The organism is Sphingomonas sp., from assembly GCF_039595165.1.
Taxonomy (GTDB): Bacteria; Pseudomonadota; Alphaproteobacteria; order Sphingomonadales; family Sphingomonadaceae; genus Sphingomonas.
Window position 1 is genome coordinate 24,938 of the sequence record NZ_JBCNMA010000012.1, and the last position, 15,722, is coordinate 40,659.

Annotated in this window: 16 protein-coding genes; 11 read left to right on the forward strand and 5 right to left on the reverse strand. The window is 68.1% G+C overall.

The genetic code is table 11. From position 1 onward, the window contains the following. Positions 1-8: 8 nt before the first annotated feature. Both ABDV68_RS03855 and ABDV68_RS03860 read right to left on the reverse strand, forming a co-directional pair. Complete coding sequence (locus ABDV68_RS03855; protein WP_343518337.1) at positions 9-395, reverse strand: VOC family protein; 387 nt, start codon at positions 393-395, stop codon at positions 9-11. A 12-nt stretch (positions 396-407) separates the two neighbouring features. Continuing rightward, positions 408-875 (reverse strand): OsmC family protein, encoded by a 468-nt coding sequence (locus ABDV68_RS03860; protein WP_343518338.1) that lies wholly within the window; start codon positions 873-875, stop codon positions 408-410. 170 nt (positions 876-1,045) lie between these two features. Between ABDV68_RS03860 and ABDV68_RS03865 the strand changes: the two genes are divergently transcribed. From ABDV68_RS03865 to ABDV68_RS03900, 8 genes are all read left to right on the forward strand, one after another. Then, a complete protein-coding gene (locus tag ABDV68_RS03865) occupies positions 1,046-1,363 on the forward strand; it encodes an AtpZ/AtpI family protein (RefSeq protein ID WP_343518339.1) in 318 nt (105 codons plus the stop codon). Between the two features lie 34 nt (positions 1,364-1,397). Then, positions 1,398-2,180 carry a F0F1 ATP synthase subunit A gene (locus ABDV68_RS03870; protein ID WP_343518340.1) on the forward strand — a complete coding sequence of 261 codons (783 nt, stop codon included), beginning with the start codon at positions 1,398-1,400 and terminating at the stop codon, positions 2,178-2,180. A gap of 61 nt (positions 2,181-2,241) precedes the next feature. Then, a complete protein-coding gene (locus ABDV68_RS03875; RefSeq protein WP_254292488.1) occupies positions 2,242-2,469 on the forward strand; it encodes a F0F1 ATP synthase subunit C in 228 nt (75 codons plus the stop codon). A gap of 55 nt (positions 2,470-2,524) precedes the next feature. Beyond that, entirely contained in the window at positions 2,525-3,016 is a 492-nt protein-coding gene (locus ABDV68_RS03880; protein WP_343518341.1) for an ATPase, read from the forward strand. Then, complete coding sequence (locus ABDV68_RS03885; RefSeq protein ID WP_343518342.1) at positions 3,009-3,629, forward strand: F0F1 ATP synthase subunit B; 621 nt, start codon at positions 3,009-3,011, stop codon at positions 3,627-3,629. Before ABDV68_RS03880 ends, ABDV68_RS03885 begins: the two co-directional genes overlap by 8 nt. A 76-nt stretch (positions 3,630-3,705) precedes the next feature. Further along, complete coding sequence (locus ABDV68_RS03890; RefSeq protein WP_343518343.1) at positions 3,706-5,565, forward strand: CHASE3 domain-containing protein; 1,860 nt, start codon at positions 3,706-3,708, stop codon at positions 5,563-5,565. A gap of 193 nt (positions 5,566-5,758) precedes the next feature. Next, entirely contained in the window at positions 5,759-6,343 is a 585-nt protein-coding gene (locus ABDV68_RS03895) for an outer membrane beta-barrel protein (protein ID WP_343518344.1), read from the forward strand. 124 nt (positions 6,344-6,467) lie between these two features. Further along, on the forward strand, positions 6,468-7,385 hold the full coding sequence (locus ABDV68_RS03900; RefSeq protein ID WP_343518345.1) for an alpha/beta fold hydrolase: 918 nt from the start codon (positions 6,468-6,470) through the stop codon (positions 7,383-7,385). 44 nt (positions 7,386-7,429) lie between these two features. Here ABDV68_RS03900 and ABDV68_RS03905 read toward each other — a convergent pair whose 3' ends face one another. The 3 genes from ABDV68_RS03905 to ABDV68_RS03915 form a co-directional block, all read right to left on the reverse strand. Then, positions 7,430-8,491 carry a serine hydrolase domain-containing protein gene (locus tag ABDV68_RS03905; RefSeq protein WP_343518346.1) on the reverse strand — a complete coding sequence of 354 codons (1,062 nt, stop codon included), beginning with the start codon at positions 8,489-8,491 and terminating at the stop codon, positions 7,430-7,432. Beyond that, entirely contained in the window at positions 8,488-9,237 is a 750-nt protein-coding gene (locus ABDV68_RS03910; RefSeq protein ID WP_343518347.1) for a methyltransferase, read from the reverse strand. Before ABDV68_RS03910 ends, ABDV68_RS03905 begins: the two co-directional genes overlap by 4 nt. A gap of 85 nt (positions 9,238-9,322) precedes the next feature. Continuing rightward, on the reverse strand, positions 9,323-10,642 hold the full coding sequence (locus tag ABDV68_RS03915; protein ID WP_343518348.1) for an amidohydrolase: 1,320 nt from the start codon (positions 10,640-10,642) through the stop codon (positions 9,323-9,325). A 215-nt stretch (positions 10,643-10,857) separates the two neighbouring features. Here ABDV68_RS03915 and uvrC point away from each other — a divergent pair, with 215 nt between their 5' ends. The 3 genes from uvrC to ABDV68_RS03930 are packed head-to-tail and all read left to right on the forward strand — an operon-like array spanning position 10,858 to position 15,629. Further along, positions 10,858-12,774: an excinuclease ABC subunit UvrC gene (gene uvrC / locus ABDV68_RS03920; protein WP_343518349.1), complete on the forward strand. Its 1,917-nt coding sequence runs from the start codon at positions 10,858-10,860 to the stop codon at positions 12,772-12,774. A gap of 58 nt (positions 12,775-12,832) precedes the next feature. Next, complete coding sequence (locus ABDV68_RS03925; protein WP_343518350.1) at positions 12,833-15,226, forward strand: DUF3857 domain-containing protein; 2,394 nt, start codon at positions 12,833-12,835, stop codon at positions 15,224-15,226. Beyond that, positions 15,147-15,629, forward strand: a complete 483-nt coding sequence (locus ABDV68_RS03930) for a tetratricopeptide repeat protein (RefSeq protein ID WP_343518351.1) — start codon at positions 15,147-15,149, stop codon at positions 15,627-15,629. Before ABDV68_RS03925 ends, ABDV68_RS03930 begins: the two co-directional genes overlap by 80 nt. Positions 15,630-15,722 lie beyond the last annotated feature (93 nt).

Here is a 15,722-nt window from a genome sequence, read left to right on the forward strand (position 1 = left end):
GGCGCGTCTCAGCCGCGCTCCTCCCAGCCGAAATCGTAGAAGACGCGCAGGTGATTGCCGTCGCCGTCGCGCGCGAAGAACTCGTAGAGCTGGTAGGGCTGCGCGGTCGGGGGGCTCGCGATCTCCGCGCCCGAATCGCGCCACTGCGCATGCAGCGCGTCGACCTCGTCGCGACTGGCGAGATTGATCCAGAGCAGGATCGGCCCGTTGTTGCCGCGATGCGCGCGATAGCCCGGGTCGGCGAGGAACAGCCGCGCGTCGCCGCGCGAGACGCCGGCCAGGCCGAGCTCGGGGTCGGACCAGTCCTCGCCGAAGCCGAGCCGATCGCGATAATAGGCGATCGCGGCGGCGAGATCGCCGACCGGGACTTCGGCGCAAGCCGACGGGAAGTGCATGTCGCGGCTCTCCTAGACGATCGAGAAGCTCGGCTCGTAGGTGACCGGGAAATTCACCGAGCGTGCGATGAAGCAATATTGGTGGATCTCGTGGTGGATCGCCTCGGCGCGCGCGAGATCGGCGCCTTTCTCGACCTCGATCGCCGGCCGCAGCGTCGCGCGCAGGAAGCGCCCGGCGCCGCCCCGCTCGGTCTCGCCGACGCCGACCGGCTGGTCGACATAGCTTCGCACGACGATCCCCGCGCTCGACGCGAGGTGCAGGTACCAGAGCATGTGGCAGGCGGCGAGCGAGGAGAGCAGCAGGTCCTCGGGGTTGGGCTTGGCGGGATCGCCGCCGAGCAAAGGGTCGTTCGAGCAGGCGATCACCGGCTTGCCCTCGGTGCGGATCTCCCAGGTGCGGTCGTAGCCGCGATAGCTGCGCGTGCCCTCGCCGCGGTCGCCGGTCCATTCCACGCGCGATTCGTAGCGATGTTCGGTCATGTCGCTCTCCCTTGTCGGCGTGGACTTAGGCCCGGCGGGCGGCCTGCGCCAGTGGCGGCGTCGCGCCGCGGTTGACTCGGGGCACCCCCCTTTCTAAAGCGCGCGTGCCTTGGCGGGCTCGCCGCTCGGCACATGCGTTTCGCCCGGTGTAAGGCCTTGGGAGAGACGAAATGGCAGAGAACGAGCCCGGACTGGACCCCCTCAAGGAGGATGCGCGCATCACCTCGCTCAACGAGCGGCTGGCGCAAGCACGATCCGAGGAGGCGATCCGCAAGGGCGAGGGGCGAGACAAGGGCGAAGCAAGCTATCGCCTGGGAAACCGAGTCCTGAGCCTGCTGATCGGCGGTCTGGTGGGAGGAGCGTTGATCGGGTGGCTGCTCGATCGGCTGCTCGGTACCTCTCCCTGGCTCCTGCTGGTGATGCTGTTCCTCGGAATCGCGTCCGCCTTCAGGAACATCATCAAGATTTCGAACCAGCGCTCGAAGTGACTTTCGGGCGCTTCGGTTAATTTGGGACGCAGGCGTGGCTGACGAATCTGGCAAGATCGACCCGATGCACCAGTTCGAGGTGCAGACGATCTGGGACGGCTTCAATATCGCGGGACATCAGATCGCCTTCACCAACTCGGCGATGTGGATGCTCGTCACCGTCGTCGTGCTGTGGATCTTCATGGCCGGCGGGATGCGCCAGGCGGTGGTTCCCGGCCGCTGGCAGATGCTGGTCGAGAACTTCACCGGCTTCATCACCAAGCTGGTCGACGAGAATATCGGCAAGGGCGGGCGCAAATACCTGCCCTACATCTTCTCGCTGTTCATGTTCATCCTGTTCGCCAACCTGCTCGGCCTGCTGCCGCTGGGTATCTTCGGCGTCCACCCCTTCACCTTCACCAGCCACTTCACGATCACCGGCGTGCTGGCGATCATGTCGTTCTCGATCGTGCTGATCGTGGGCTTCTGGAAGCATGGCCTGAAGTTCTTCAGCCTGTTCGTGCCGCACGGCACGCCGCCGCTGATGATCCCGCTGATCTTCTGCATCGAGCTGATCTCGTTCCTGTTCCGCCCGTTCTCGCTGGGTCTGCGACTGTTCGTCGCGATGACCGCGGGGCACATCCTGCTCAAGGTGCTGGCCGGGTTCGTGATCAATTCCGGCGCCGCCAGCCCGCTGTGGGGCGGCGTGGTCGGCATCCCCAGCTTCGCGCTGATGGTCGGCATCTCGGCGCTCGAAGTGCTGGTCGCCGGCATCCAGGCCTATGTCTTTGCGCTGCTCACGTCGCTGTACATTCACGACGCCGAGCATCTGCACTGAGTTCACTGTACCAACCAACGATATCTGAAGCAGGAGTTTTGAAATGGAACCGACCAGCATGATCAGCCCGGAAGCGGCGAAGCTCATCGGCGCGGGCCTCGCGGCGATCGGCGCGGGCATGGCCGCGATCGGTGTGGGCAACGTCTTCGGCTCGTTCCTGGAGGGCGCGCTGCGCAACCCGGGTGCGGCCGACGGCCAGCAGGGCCGCCTGTTCATCGGCTTCGCGGCCGCCGAGCTTCTCGGCCTGCTCGCGTTCGTCGTGGCGATGATCCTGATCTTCGTCGCGTAACTTGTTTCCGGTTCGGGCCGGGAACGCCCCCGGCCCGCAACAGGACAGGATTGAAATGCCTCAAATCTCGCAACTCGCGGCGACCTGGGCGTCACAGCTGTTCTGGCTGCTGCTGACCTTCGGCATCGTCTATTTCTTCATCGGCCGGGGCATGGCGCCCAAGGTCCAGGCGACCGTGGATCAGCGCGACAAGACCGTCGCCGACGATCTCAAGGCTGCCGAGGCCGCGCGCGCCGCTGCCGACGCCGCCGAGGAAACCTGGCGCGGGCATGAGAATGCGGCGCGCGAGGCGGCGCAGAAGAAGCTTGCCGAGGCGCGCGGCAAGGCCGCCGCGGCGACCGAGAAGCAGCTCGCCAAGGCGGGCGGCGAGATCGACGCCAAGGTCGCCGAGGCCGAGGCGCGCATCGCCGCCGCGTCGCAGGCCGCGCAGGGCGAGATCGAGGCGGTCGCCGCCGAGGCCGCGCAGGACATCGTCGCCAAGGTTTCCGGCGCGAAGGTGTCGGCGGCCGAGGCGCAGATGGCAGTGAAGGCGGCGATCAATGGCTGAGGCGAACGATCCCGTGGCGCACAATCTGAGCCAGGCCGAGCACGGCAAGGGCATGCCCCTTCCGCCCGAGGCCGGCGCCAAGGCGCTGACCACCGAGGAAGGCGCGCACCATCCCGAGCCGGCGAGCTTCGGCATCGTCGACGCCACCGTGTGGGTGTCGATCGCGATGGCGGCGTTCATCGCGATCCTGCTGTGGAAGAAGGTCCCGGGCCTGATCACCCGCGGCCTCGACAACCAGATCGCGGCGATCAAGGCGCGGCTCGACGAAGCCAAGGCGCTGCGCGCCGAGGCCGAGGCGCTGCGCGACGAATATGCGCGCAAGATCGCCAGCGTCGAAGCGCAGGCGGCCGAGATGGTCGCGCATGCCGACGAGGAAGCGAAGGCGCTGGTCGCGAAGGCCAAGAAGGACGCCGACGAGCTGGTCAAGCGCCGCGGCAAGATGGCCGAGGACAAGATCGCCGCGGCCGAGCGCGCCGCGCTCGACCAGGTCCGTGCCCGCGCCGCGGATGCGGCGGCCAAGGCGGCAGCGTCGATCATCGCGCAGAAGCATGACGCCGGCGCCGACAAGGCGCTGGTCGACAACACCATCGCGGGACTTTCGCGCCTCAATTGAGCGTTGATGCCGCGGTAACGAAACAAAGGGGGCGTGGCATCTTGCCGCGCCCTTTTTTTCGCGTATTCCCAAGCGCATGGGGGACGCTCGTCGCGACCGCGGTCTGATCGCGCTGATCATCGGTTTCGCCGTCGTGGCGGCGGCGGTGGTCGGTACTTTGCTGCTGTTCGGCGCGCAGCGAGTGGCGCAGCAGCGCGTGACCCATACGCTCAAGGTGCAGGAGCAGCTGAGCACCGTTCTGTCGCGGCTGCAGGATGCCGAAACTGGCCAGCGCGGCTATTTGGTCACGCGCGACGCCATCTATCTTCAGCCCTATTTCGATGGCCGCCGACGGATCGGTGCAGACTTATCCACACTGCGCGCGCTGGTTGCCGATCGTCCCGAGCAGGCCGCCGCTGCCGATCAGCTCAGCAAATGCATCACTGCCCGAATCGACCGGCTGACGGTCGGACTCGACCTCGCGCGCCAGAACCGGTTCGATCGCGCGTCGGAGGCCGTCCGCGCTGGCGTGGGCAAGACGCTGATGGATCGTTGCCGCGCGACCATCGCCGCGATGAAGGCGGAGGAGAACCGGCTGCTCGCGTCGCGCGACGCGGAGCTGCGCGACCGCTCGGCCTGGCTCACCGTCTGGCTCGTCCTCAGCGCGCTCGTCGTGTTCGCGCTCGCCATCTACGCCACGCGCGATGCCCGCCGCCGGGCGCGCGCGGCGCTCAATGCCGGCGATGCGCTGCTCGCGGCGAACCGGCAGCTCACCGAGGAGATCGAGAGCCGCACCGCCGCGGAGGCGCAGGTGCGACAGATGCAGAAGATGGAGTCGATCGGCCAGCTCACCGGCGGCGTCGCGCACGACTTCAACAACATGCTCGCGATCGTCATCGGCAGCCTCGACATGGCCAAGCGCCGCTTCGACAGCGACCGCGCCAAGACGCTCGACTGCATCGACAACGCCATGGAGGGTGCCGAGCGCGCCGCCCAGCTCACCGCGCGCCTGCTCGCCTTCTCGCGCCAGCAACCGCTCGCGCCCAGGGCGGTCGACGCCAACAAGCTGGTCGGCGGCATGTCCGAGCTGCTGCGGCGTACGATCGGCGAGAACATCCGGATCGAGACCGTGCTCGCGGGCGGGCTGTGGCCGGCCTTCATCGACGGCGCGCAGCTCGAGAATGCCGTGCTCAACCTGTGCGTCAACGGCCGCGATGCGATGCCCGACGGCGGCCGGCTGACGATCGAGACCGCCAACACCCATCTCGACGACGCCTATGCCGCCGCGCATGACGAGGTGACGCCGGGGCAATATGTCATGGTCTCGGTCACCGATACCGGCACCGGCATGCCGCCGCACGTGATCGAGCGGGCGTTCGATCCCTTCTACACGACCAAGGGCGTGGGCAAGGGCACTGGCCTCGGACTCAGCCAGGTGTTCGGCTTCGTCAAGCAGTCGGGCGGGCATGTGAAGATCTATTCGGAGCCCGACGTCGGCACGACGGTCAAGCTCTACGTCCCGCGCCACTTCGGCGAGGCTGAGGCGCTGGGCGGCGCCGAGGCGGGCACCGGCGACCTGCCGCGCGCCAAGGACGACGAGATCATCCTGGTGGTCGAGGACGAGGAGAATGTGCGGCACATGTCGGTCGATGCACTGCGCGAGCTCGGCTATGTCGTGGTCCAGGCGAGCGATGCCAACCAGGCGCTGGCCGTGCTCGAGATCCAGCCGCGCATCGACCTGCTGTTCACCGACATCGTCATGCCCGACATGAACGGCCGCATCCTCGCCGACCGCGCGCGCGAGAAGCGGCCGGACCTCAAGGTGCTCTACACCACCGGCTACACGCGCAACGCGATCGTCCACAATGGCATGCTCGACCACGACGTCGCCTTCCTGGCGAAACCGTTCACGCTGCAGCAGCTGGCGGTGAAGGTGCGTGAGGTTCTCGACGCCTGACACCTGCCGTTGAACTGAGGTTCAGCGTTGCGGCGGACGAAGTTCCAGATGCCGTAATTCGAGCAAAATTCGGCCCGCTCCCGAAACGATCCAGGTGGCGGCCGATATGCAGCGGCCGTGTTTGCTCGAGGAGCAGTTGCCTACCCACACCGGCGCCCCTCGCCGGTATCCCCAAACCATGAGGAACAAAGTCATGCGATTCTTCGCCAAAGTCCTGATTCTGCCTGCGGTTCTTGCTGCCGCCCCTGCCATGGCGCAGGAAGCAGAGCCCTTCACCGGTCCCAGCGTCGTCGCGGTGGCCGGCGTCGATCACACCAGCGGCGCGGGTGTCGACGACACCGGCTTCCTGTATGGCGGCGCGGTCACCTATGACCTGGGTGCGGGCAAGGTGCGCTACGGCGTCGAAGCCGAAGTCACCGGCTCGACCAAGGGCGGCTGCGAAAGCGGCCTCGTCGTCGCGGGCGACCGCGGCTGCTACAACACCGGTCGCGATCTCTATATCGGCGGTCGCCTCGGCGCGGTGGTCGGGCAGAATGTGCTGCTCTACGGCAAGGCCGGCTACACCAACGCCCGCCTCAGCGGCACTTACAATGACCCGGCCACGCCGGCCTCGCCCGATTATGACTATGCCGACAACCATGGCGGCTATCGGGTCGGCGCGGGCGTGGAGTTCAACGCCGGCAACTTCCTGGTCCGCAGCGAGTATCGCTACTCGAACTATGACGGGATCGCCGGCGGCCGCCATCAGGGCACCGTGGGCCTCGGCGTCCGCTTCTGATCGCTTCGCCCGCGCGGTTTCGTACCGCGCGGGCGATTTTTTTGGATCCCGTGTCGAAACGGGCGATCCTCGCTCGTCGTCCTGTCGAGAGCGCAATTGGCTGCGCTCGATCAGGAGAAGACCCATGTCCAATCGCCTTCGTTCGCACCTGCTGGTCGCCGCCGCCGCGCTGATCACGCCTCTCGCCGCCCACGCCCAGGCCGCCCCGGCGGCCGCGGCGCAGCCCGCGCCGGTTCGCTCCGGCACTGTCGAGATCGCGGGGATCGCCTATTATTACGAGGTACGCGGGCAGGGCGAGCCGCTGCTCCTGCTGCATGGCGGGCTCGGCTCGGGCGCGATGTTCGATCCGGTGCTGGCTGGCCTCGGCGCCGGGCGGCAGGTGATCCTGGTCGATCTCCAGGGTCACGGCCGCACCACGCTGGGCGATCGCCCGATCGACCTCGCGGCGATGGGCCGCGACATGGACGTACTGCTCGGCAAGCTCGGCTACGAGCAGGTCGATGTGATGGGCTATTCGATGGGCGGCGGCGTCGCGCTGCAGCTCGCGGCACAGTCGCCCGCCCGGGTGCGCCGCCTGGCGCTGCTGTCGATGACTCACGCCACCTCGGGCATCCAGCCGGAGATGATCCCGATGCAGCGCCAGGTCAGCGCCGCGATGGCGCCGATGATGAAGGAGACGCCGATGTACAAGGGCTATATGGCGCTCGCGCCCAAGCCCGAGGATTTCCCGCGGCTGCTCGACCGGATGGGCGAGCTGATGCGCCGCGACTTCGACTGGTCGGCGCAGGTCAAGGCGCTCAAGATGCCGGTCATGCTGATTGTCGGCGACGCCGACATGTGGCGCCCGGAGGCAACGGTCGAGTTCTTCAAGCTGCTCGGCGGCGGCCAGCGCGACGGCGGGTGGCAGCGCGAGCACATGACCAAGAACCGGCTGGCGATCCTGCCCGGCCGCACCCACTACGACATCTTCCTCGCGCCTGCGCTGCCCGCGACCGTGCGGCCGTTCCTCGACGGCAAGGAAGACCGCGCCGACTGGCAGTGAGCGCCGATGCGCCCGGGGGCGCCGTTCCGGCCGTGGAGCGGCGCCTAAGGCGTCTGCCGCATCAGCTTGCCGATCAGCGGCATCAGCGGCTTGGTGCCCTGTTTCGTCGTCACCGCGCCCAGCGCGATCCGGCTTGCCGGCGCATAGGCGGCATAGGTGCCCCAGAAGCCGCTGTGCCAGTAGCGTTCGCCCTGCGGCGTGTGCTGCACGAAGATGCCGAGGCGGTAGGTGTCCGCATTCCGGTGCGGCCCCTTCCAGAGCATCTCCTTGAGCGTTCCGGGCTTGTCGAACACGCGGCCCTCGAACAGCGCCTTGAAGAAGGTGGCGAGATCGCGCGCCGACATGAGCTGCCCGCCGCCGCCGAACAGGTCCATCGAGGGATCGACCGCGGTCACGTCCGTGTCGCCGATGAATTGCCTGGCGCGGCCCTCGGCGCCCTTGGGCGGCGCCTCGTAGATCTCCCACCAGGTCGCACCGAGCCCGAGCGCGTCGAGCTTGAGCAGCGTGCGCACCGAGGTGGCGAGCGTCTTGCCGGTGATGCGCTCGACGATGTCGCCGAGCAGGATGTAGCCGGTGTCCGAGTAGCGGAACTCGGTGCCCGGCTTGCTCTGCGGATCGGCATAGTCGGTGGCGAGCCTGACCAGCGCCTCGCGCGTCCAGACCTTGCCGGGGTTGGTCATCAGCGACTCGACGAAACGCTTGTCGCCGCCATGGTCGTACAGCCCGCCGCTGTGGCTGAGCAGGTGGCGGACGGTGATCGTCTTCGTATCATAGCCGTCGGCGCGCAGGATGCGGTCGAGCCGGGGATTGATCAGCCCGCCGATCGGCGCGTCGAGCTCGATCCGGCCCTGCTCCCACAGCCGCAGCACCGCGGCGGCGGTGAAGGTCTTGGTGTTGCTCGCGATCCGCACCGGCGTGTCGACCGTCAGCTCGCGGCCGGTCGCGGGATCGGCGAGGCCCTCGGCATAGCCCTGGTCGGGCCCGTCGCCGATCACGAACACCGCCGCCGGCTTGCCGATCGCCGCCAGCTCGGCCTCGACCGCCGCGTTCGCCCAGGCATTCGGCGCGGCGGCGAGCGCGACGGCGACGATTGCGGCACGGATCATTTGGCGCGGGGCTTCACGAACTTGAACACGAACTGGTCGGTCTTGCCGCGCACCGACGCGTCGAACACGCTGGCGGTGTGCGGGTCGCTGGTGTTGCGCAGCAGGTCGAGCTTGCCGGCATAGCGGAAGCCGGCCGCCTCGAGCTCGCGCCGTGCGACCGCCGGGTCGATGCGATGAAGCGTGGTCGGCGCCTTGTTCTCGGGGTCGGCATTGGCGACATGGTCGACCACCAGCAGCACGCCGCCGGGCTTCAGCGAGTTGTAGAGCTTGCGCGTCACCGCCTCGCCGGTCCCCTTGGGGAACGGCTGCAGGAACAGGTCGTGATAGTTCTGGACGGTGACGATCGCGTCGAGCGGCTCGGGGAAGATCAACGCGCCCAGGCTGTCGTTCAGCGCGACGGTGTTGGCGAGGCCGGCGACCGCGGTCTTCTGCTCCTCGCCATAGGCGGCGCGGAACTTGATGAACTCGGCGGGCTGATAGGCGTAGACCTTGCCCTTCGGCCCGACCAGCGGCGACAGGATGCGCGTCCAGTAGCCGCCGCCCATGATGAAGTCCGCGACCTTCTGCCCCGGCTTGATCCCGGCGAAGGCGAGCAGTTCGGCGGGCTTGCGCGCGGCATCGCGCTCGCGCTGCTCGGCCGGGCGCGAGCTGTCCGCGAGCGCGGCGGTGATCGCGGGCGTAACCTTCTGCGCGGCGAGCGGCGTGGCGGCGGCGAGCAGCAGCGCGGCGGCAATGGCGTATCTCATGCGAACCTCCCCTATCAGGTCAGGGCGAGAAGCTATGCCCGGTCGGATGTGCCCGCAATCGGTCGTTCGACGAACGACATGGCCGCTACTTCTTGAGCAGGTCGAGCACCGCCACCGTCATCGCCTGGGTCCCCAGCGTCACCGACGGCTTTGGCTCGATCTTGAAGAAGGGCGAATGGTGGGCGGGCACCGGCTTGCCGCCCTTCTTGCCCGCCTCGATCTCCGCCTGCGGCGTGCCGCCGACGACGAAATAGGCGCCCGGCACGCCCAGGTCCTGCTGAATGAAATAGGCGAAGTCCTCGGCGCCCATGCTCTGGCGCTCCTCGACATGCATGACGCCGTCGCCGAACGCGCTGGTGAAGGCGCCGCGCACGCGCTGGGTCAGCGCGGGGTCGTTGCGCGTCACCGGGGTCGATTCGAAGCCGACCTTGACCTGGGGCAGCCTGTCCTCGGGCAGGCCGTTCATCCGGCCGACATTGGCGGCGATGCGCTTGATCCCGTCGAGCAGCTTCTTGCGCGTATCCTCGTCGTCCGAGCGCACGGTGAGCTGGAGCTCGGCCTTGTCGGAGATGATGTTGTGCTTGAACCCCGAATGGAATGACCCGACCGTCACCACGCCGGGCTTCAACGGCGCGATCTCGCGGCTGACCAGGGTCTGCAGCGCCATGACGATCTCGGCGCCCATCACGATCGGGTCCTTGCCCATGTGCGGCGCGGCGCCGTGGGTGCCGACGCCGTGGATGGTGATGTCGACGCTGTCCGACGAGGAGGAGGAGATCCCCGGCTCGAGCCCGAGCTTGCCCGTCGGGATGCCCGCGGTGACGTGGAAGGCGACGGCATAGTTCGGCTTGGGGAAGCGCGTGTAGAGCCCGTCGGCGAGCATCCGCCGCGCGCCGTCGATCCGCTCCTCGCCGGGCTGGACGACGAACACCACGGTGCCCTTCCACCGGTCCTTCAACTTCGCGAGCTGACGCGCGGTGCCGATCAGGGAGGTGATGTGCACGTCGTGGCCGCAGGCGTGCATGACCGGCTTCGTGACCCCGTCGATGTCCTGCTGCGTCACGGTGGACATATAGGAAAGCCCGCTGTCCTCCTTGAGCGGGAGGCCGTCCATGTCGGCGCGCACCAGCACCACCGGGCCGTCGCCATTCTTCATCACCCCGACCACGCCGGTGCCGCCGACCTTCTCGGTCACCTCGATCCCGCCGACCGCGCGCAGCTCCTTCGCCATGATCGCTGCGGTGCGCGTCTCCTTGAACGAGAGCTCGGGGTTCCTGTGGAAGTCGAGGAACAGCTTCTCGAGATGCGCGGCATAGTCGGCCTCGACCGCGGGTGCGAAGTCGGGCCCGGCGAGCGCGGGCGCGGCGAGCAGCGAGGTGGCGAGAAGGGCGGTGAGCAGACGCATATTGTAAGTCCCCCTAGGTCCTATTTATTCCAGACCGTCATTCCCGCGCAGGCGGGAATCCATTCTGGCTAACTTCGCGGCAGGAACCGAAATCTCTCCATCAATGAATCCCCGCCTGCACGGTAATGACGTTCCGGTTGATCGAGTCCTTCGCTTGATCCGTAGCAGGCTATCAGATGGAAAGTGCGGCGCAATCCGCTTACATCGCCACGACGATGTCCGATCCGAATTCCCCCAATCGCTTCAACGAGGAGACCGCGACCTACGCCGTGCGCGGGTCGGAGACGCCCGATCTCGATGCCGGCGTGGCGGCGATCCGCAATGTGCTCAAGACGCTGCCGGTGCGCCCGGGCGTCTATCGCATGCAGGATGCGCGCGGCGACGTCCTGTATGTCGGCAAGGCGCGTGCGCTCAAGAATCGCGTCGCCAACTATACCCAGCCGGCCAAGCTCTCGAACCGCCTGCGCCGGATGATCGCGCAGACCCGGTCGATGACCGTGGTGACGACCAACAACGAGGCCGAGGCGCTGCTGCTCGAGGCGCAGCTGATCAAGCGCTTCCGACCCGCCTACAACGTGCTGCTGCGCGACGATAAGTCGTTCCCCTATATCCTGCTGCGCGGCGACCATGATTTCCCGCGCGTTCAGCTGCATCGCGGCGCGCGGCGCGTGAAGGGCGACTATTTCGGGCCGTTCGCCGGGGCGGGGCAGGTGCGCAAGACGCTCAACGCGCTGCAGAAACTGTTCCTGCTGCGCAGCTGCACCGACGGCTTCTTCAACACCCGCGACCGGCCGTGCCTGCTCTACCAGATCCGCCGCTGCTCGGCGCCGTGCGTCGATCGCATCGACAAGGAGGGGTATGAGGAACTGGTGTCCGACGCGCGCGACTTCCTGATGGGCAAGTCGACCAAGGTCCAGGCCAAGCTCGGCGAGCAGATGCAGGCGGCGGCGGAGAATCTCGATTTCGAGCTTGCCGCGGTGCTGCGCGACCGGTTGAAGGCGCTGACCTTCATCCAGGGCAGCCAGGCGATCAACGCCGAGGGGGTCGGCGACGCCGACATCTTCGCGCTCGCCTGCAAGCAGGGGGTGATGGGCATCCAGGCGTTCTTCATCCGCGGCGGGCAGAATTGGGGCCACCGCGCCTTCTTCCCGGCGCACACCGCCGAGGTGCCGGAGGAGGAGGTGCTCGCCCAGTTCCTCATGCAATTCTACGAGGAGGTGCCGCCGCCCAGGACGGTGCTGCTCGACCGCGATCTGCCCGACGCTCCGGTCCTCGCCGAGGCATTGTGCGAGCGCGCGGGCTTCAAGGTCGAGATCAGCCGTCCCCAGCGCGGCGCGCGGCGCAGGCTGATGGAGCAGGCGCAGCGCAACGCGGTCGAGGCGCTCGACCGGCGCATGGCGGAATCCACCACTCAGGCGAAGATATTGCGCGACATCGCCGACCTGTTCGGGCTCGCCGAACCGCCCGACCGGATCGAGGTCTATGACAATTCGCACATCCAGGGGACCAATGCGGTCGGCGCGATGATCGTCGCCGGGCCCGAGGGCTTCCGCACGGGCCAGTATCGCAAGTTCAACATCAAGAGCGCCGCGACCGACGACGATTTCGCGATGATGCGCGAGGTGTTCACGCGCCGCTTCAGCCGCGCGCAGGAGGAGGATCCGGACCGCGACAAGGGCGTGTGGCCCGATCTCGTGCTGATCGATGGCGGGCGCGGGCAATTGAATGCCGCGCGCGCGGTGCTCGAGGAACTGGGGATCGAGGATGTGTGCCTGGTCGGCGTCGCCAAGGGGCCGCATCACGGCCGCGAGGGGCGCGAGGTGTTCCACCTGATGGACGGCAGCGAGCGGATGTTGCCGGTCAACGCGCCGGCTTTGTTTCACATCCAGAAATTGCGCGACGAGGTCCATCGCTTCGTGATCGGCGCGCACCGCCAGAAGCGCGCCAAGGCGATCACCGCCAGCCCGCTCGACGAGGTCCCGGGCATCGGCCCGGCGCGCAAGAAAGCGCTGCTGATGCACTTCGGCACCGCGCGTGCGGTGCGCGGGGCGAGCCTCGACGATCTCAAGAAGGCGCCCGGGGTGAGCGCCGCGGTCGCGCAGCAGGTCTACGACTTCTACCACGCGCGCTGATCGCGCTTGCTCCCGGCGCGGCCCGCGCTAGGTTCCGGTGGGAACACCGGGGGTTGAAATGATCCGTAAGACGATGCTGCTGGCCGTGCCGCTGGCATCCGCCGCGCCTGGCTGGGCGGGCGACAAGCCGGTCTATGCGCCGGTGCCCGACTGGGTGAAGCCGGCGCCGCCGATCGATCCCGCCAAGATCGGCGACGACGCCCCGGTCTTCCTGATCCTCGACCAGCAACAGCGTTTCGCTGACGGACAGGTGTGGCAATATTTCGAGAGCGCCACGCGCATCGCCTCGTCGCAGATCCTGACCGAAGCCGGTACGATCCAGCTGCCGTGGAGCCCGGACCATGGCGACCTGATCATCCACAGCGCGGCGATCGTGCGCGGCGGCGAGACCATCGACCTGCTCGCCGGCGGCAAGCAGCTGTCGGTCATCCGGCGCGAGCAGAAGCTCGAGCAGATGCAGCTCGACGGGCTGCTCACCGCGACGATGCCGGTCGAGGGGCTGCGCGTCGGCGACGTGCTGCGCGTGCGCTTCTCGACCACGCGCAAGGATCCCACGCTGGGCGGCGAGGTGCAGAGCAGCGCGCCGCTATTCCCTGAGCCGATGCGTCTCCAGTTCGGACGGCTGCGGATGATCTGGCCCGAGACGGCGAAGGTGAACTGGAAGTCCTATGCCGGCTATGCCAAGCCGCAGGTGACCAGCATCGCGGGCGGCTATCGTGAGCTGACCGTCAGCCTGCCGATCCCCAAGCAGGTCGAGGTGCCGAGGGACGCGCCCGCGCGGTTCCAGCCGATGACCTTCATCGACGCGACCAGCTATGCCGACTGGGCCGCGGTCGCGCGGACGATGGCGCCGCTCTACCGCACCAAGGGGCTGATCGCGCCGGACAGCGCGCTGGCCAAGGAAGTCGCCGCGATCGCCGCCGCATCGACCGATCAGCGCACGCGCGCCGCGGCGGCGCTGCAGCTGGTCCAGGACAAGGTCCGCTACCTGTTCAACGGCATGGCGCAGGGCAATTACGTGCCCCAGACGCCGGCTGAGACCTGGTCGCTGCGCTATGGCGATTGCAAGGCCAAGACCCTGTTGCTGGTCGCGATCCTGCGCGAGCTCGGGATCGAGGCGGAGGCGGTGCTGGTGAACAGCAAGGTGGGTGACGCGGTGCCCAACCGCCTGCCGATGCCGGGCGCGTTCGATCACGTCATCGTCCGCGCCGCGATCGGCGGCGAGAGCCTGTGGCTCGACGGCACCTCGAGCGGCGACCGGCTTCCCGACCTCGGCAACGTCCCGCCCTTCCGCCACGCATTGCCGTTGCGCGAGAGCGGCGCCGAGCTGCTCGCGCTGCCGGCACGCCCGAGCGCCCGGCCGGATGTCGATGTCGAGATCGACATGGACCAGAGCGCGGGCATCCATTTCCCCGCGCCGTTCACCGCCAAGCTCACGATGCGCGGGCAGATCGTGCAGATGCTGCGCAGCGCGACCGCGGCGCTCGGGCCGGCCGAGGTCGAGAAGCTGGCCGGCGGCGCGATCGAGGAATATGTTTCCAATAGCGCCTATACCGAACGCAAGCTGCGCTTCGACGATGCCGCGGGCACGGTGGTGATCACCGCCGCCGGCATCGCCTATCCCGGCTGGGCGCGCGAGAATGAGCGCTTCAAGATCACGCTCGACAACGCGGTTCAGGGGATCGGCTTCGAGCCCGACCGCAGCCGCACCGCGTGGCGCGACCTGCCCGTCTCGACCGGCGAGCCCGGCCATGCCCGCGTCCGCCTCAGCTATCGCCTGCCCAATGGCGGGGCCGGCTTCGCCTTTGAGGGCGACGAGAAGCTGCCGGAACGGATTGCCGGGCGCGTGCTGGCGCGCCAGACCAGCCTGGCGGACGGTGTGCTCGCGGTCGAGGACCGCCGGATCGCCACCGGCGCCGAGGTCGCGCCGACCGAGATCGGCGCCGCACGCCAGCAGCTCGCCCAAGCCAAGACGCGGCTCCTCCGCGCGGTCGCGCCGGCGGCCTATCCGCAGCGCTGGCAGGAGGTCGCGGCGGCGCGCAAGGGCGGCGCACTCCAGAAGATCCTTGCCGCCTATGGCCAGCGCATCGCCAAGAATCCGGACGAGGCCGAGGGCTACGTCCACCGCGCCTGGTTCCACGAGCGCGTGTTCGACTATCCGGCGGCGATCAAGGACATGGACAAGGCGATCGCGCTCGCGCCGTCGGTCGATTCGCGCCTGCGCCGCGCCGCGCTGTTCAAGGCGAGCGGGCAACTCGACAAGGATCGCCGATGCCGATGCCGCGCGCGAGCTCGATCCCGGATCGTCCGAAGCGATCAGCACCGCGATCGAGCTGCGCGGCGAGAGGGGGCAGCGCACCGAGGCGCTGGAGATGGTCGAGCAACAGATCGAGGCCGCCGGCAAGGACAAGCCGGACTTCCTCTCGCTCAAGGCCGAGCTGCTCGCCGATGACGGTCGCGCCGACGAGGCGCTGGCCGTGCTCGACGCGGCGGTCACAGCGCATCCGGGCAATCCCTCGCTCCTCAACAGCCGCTGCTGGCTCAAGGCGACGCACAAGCTTGCGCTCGACACCGCGCTCAAGGACTGCACGCGCGCGATCGAATTGAGCAACAGCCCAGCCAACGCGCTCGACAGCCGCGCGATGGTCTATTTCCGTCTCGGCCGCACCGAGGAGGCGCTGGGCGATCTCAATGCCGCGCTCGATACCGACCCCGATCTGGCCGCGGCGCTCTACATGCGCGGAGTCGTGCGCAAGGCGGCGGGGCAGGCGGGGAGCGAGGCCGATCTCGCCGGAGCGCGGATGATGTCGCCGCGTATCGACGCCGAATATGGCAAATGGGGGATCAAGCCATAGGGCGGATCGAAATCTACCCAATCCTCCCCTGGCGGGGGAGGATTGAAGGCAGATAGTCCCGCCACCCGCCTTTGGGAAATCTTCACCGCCGCG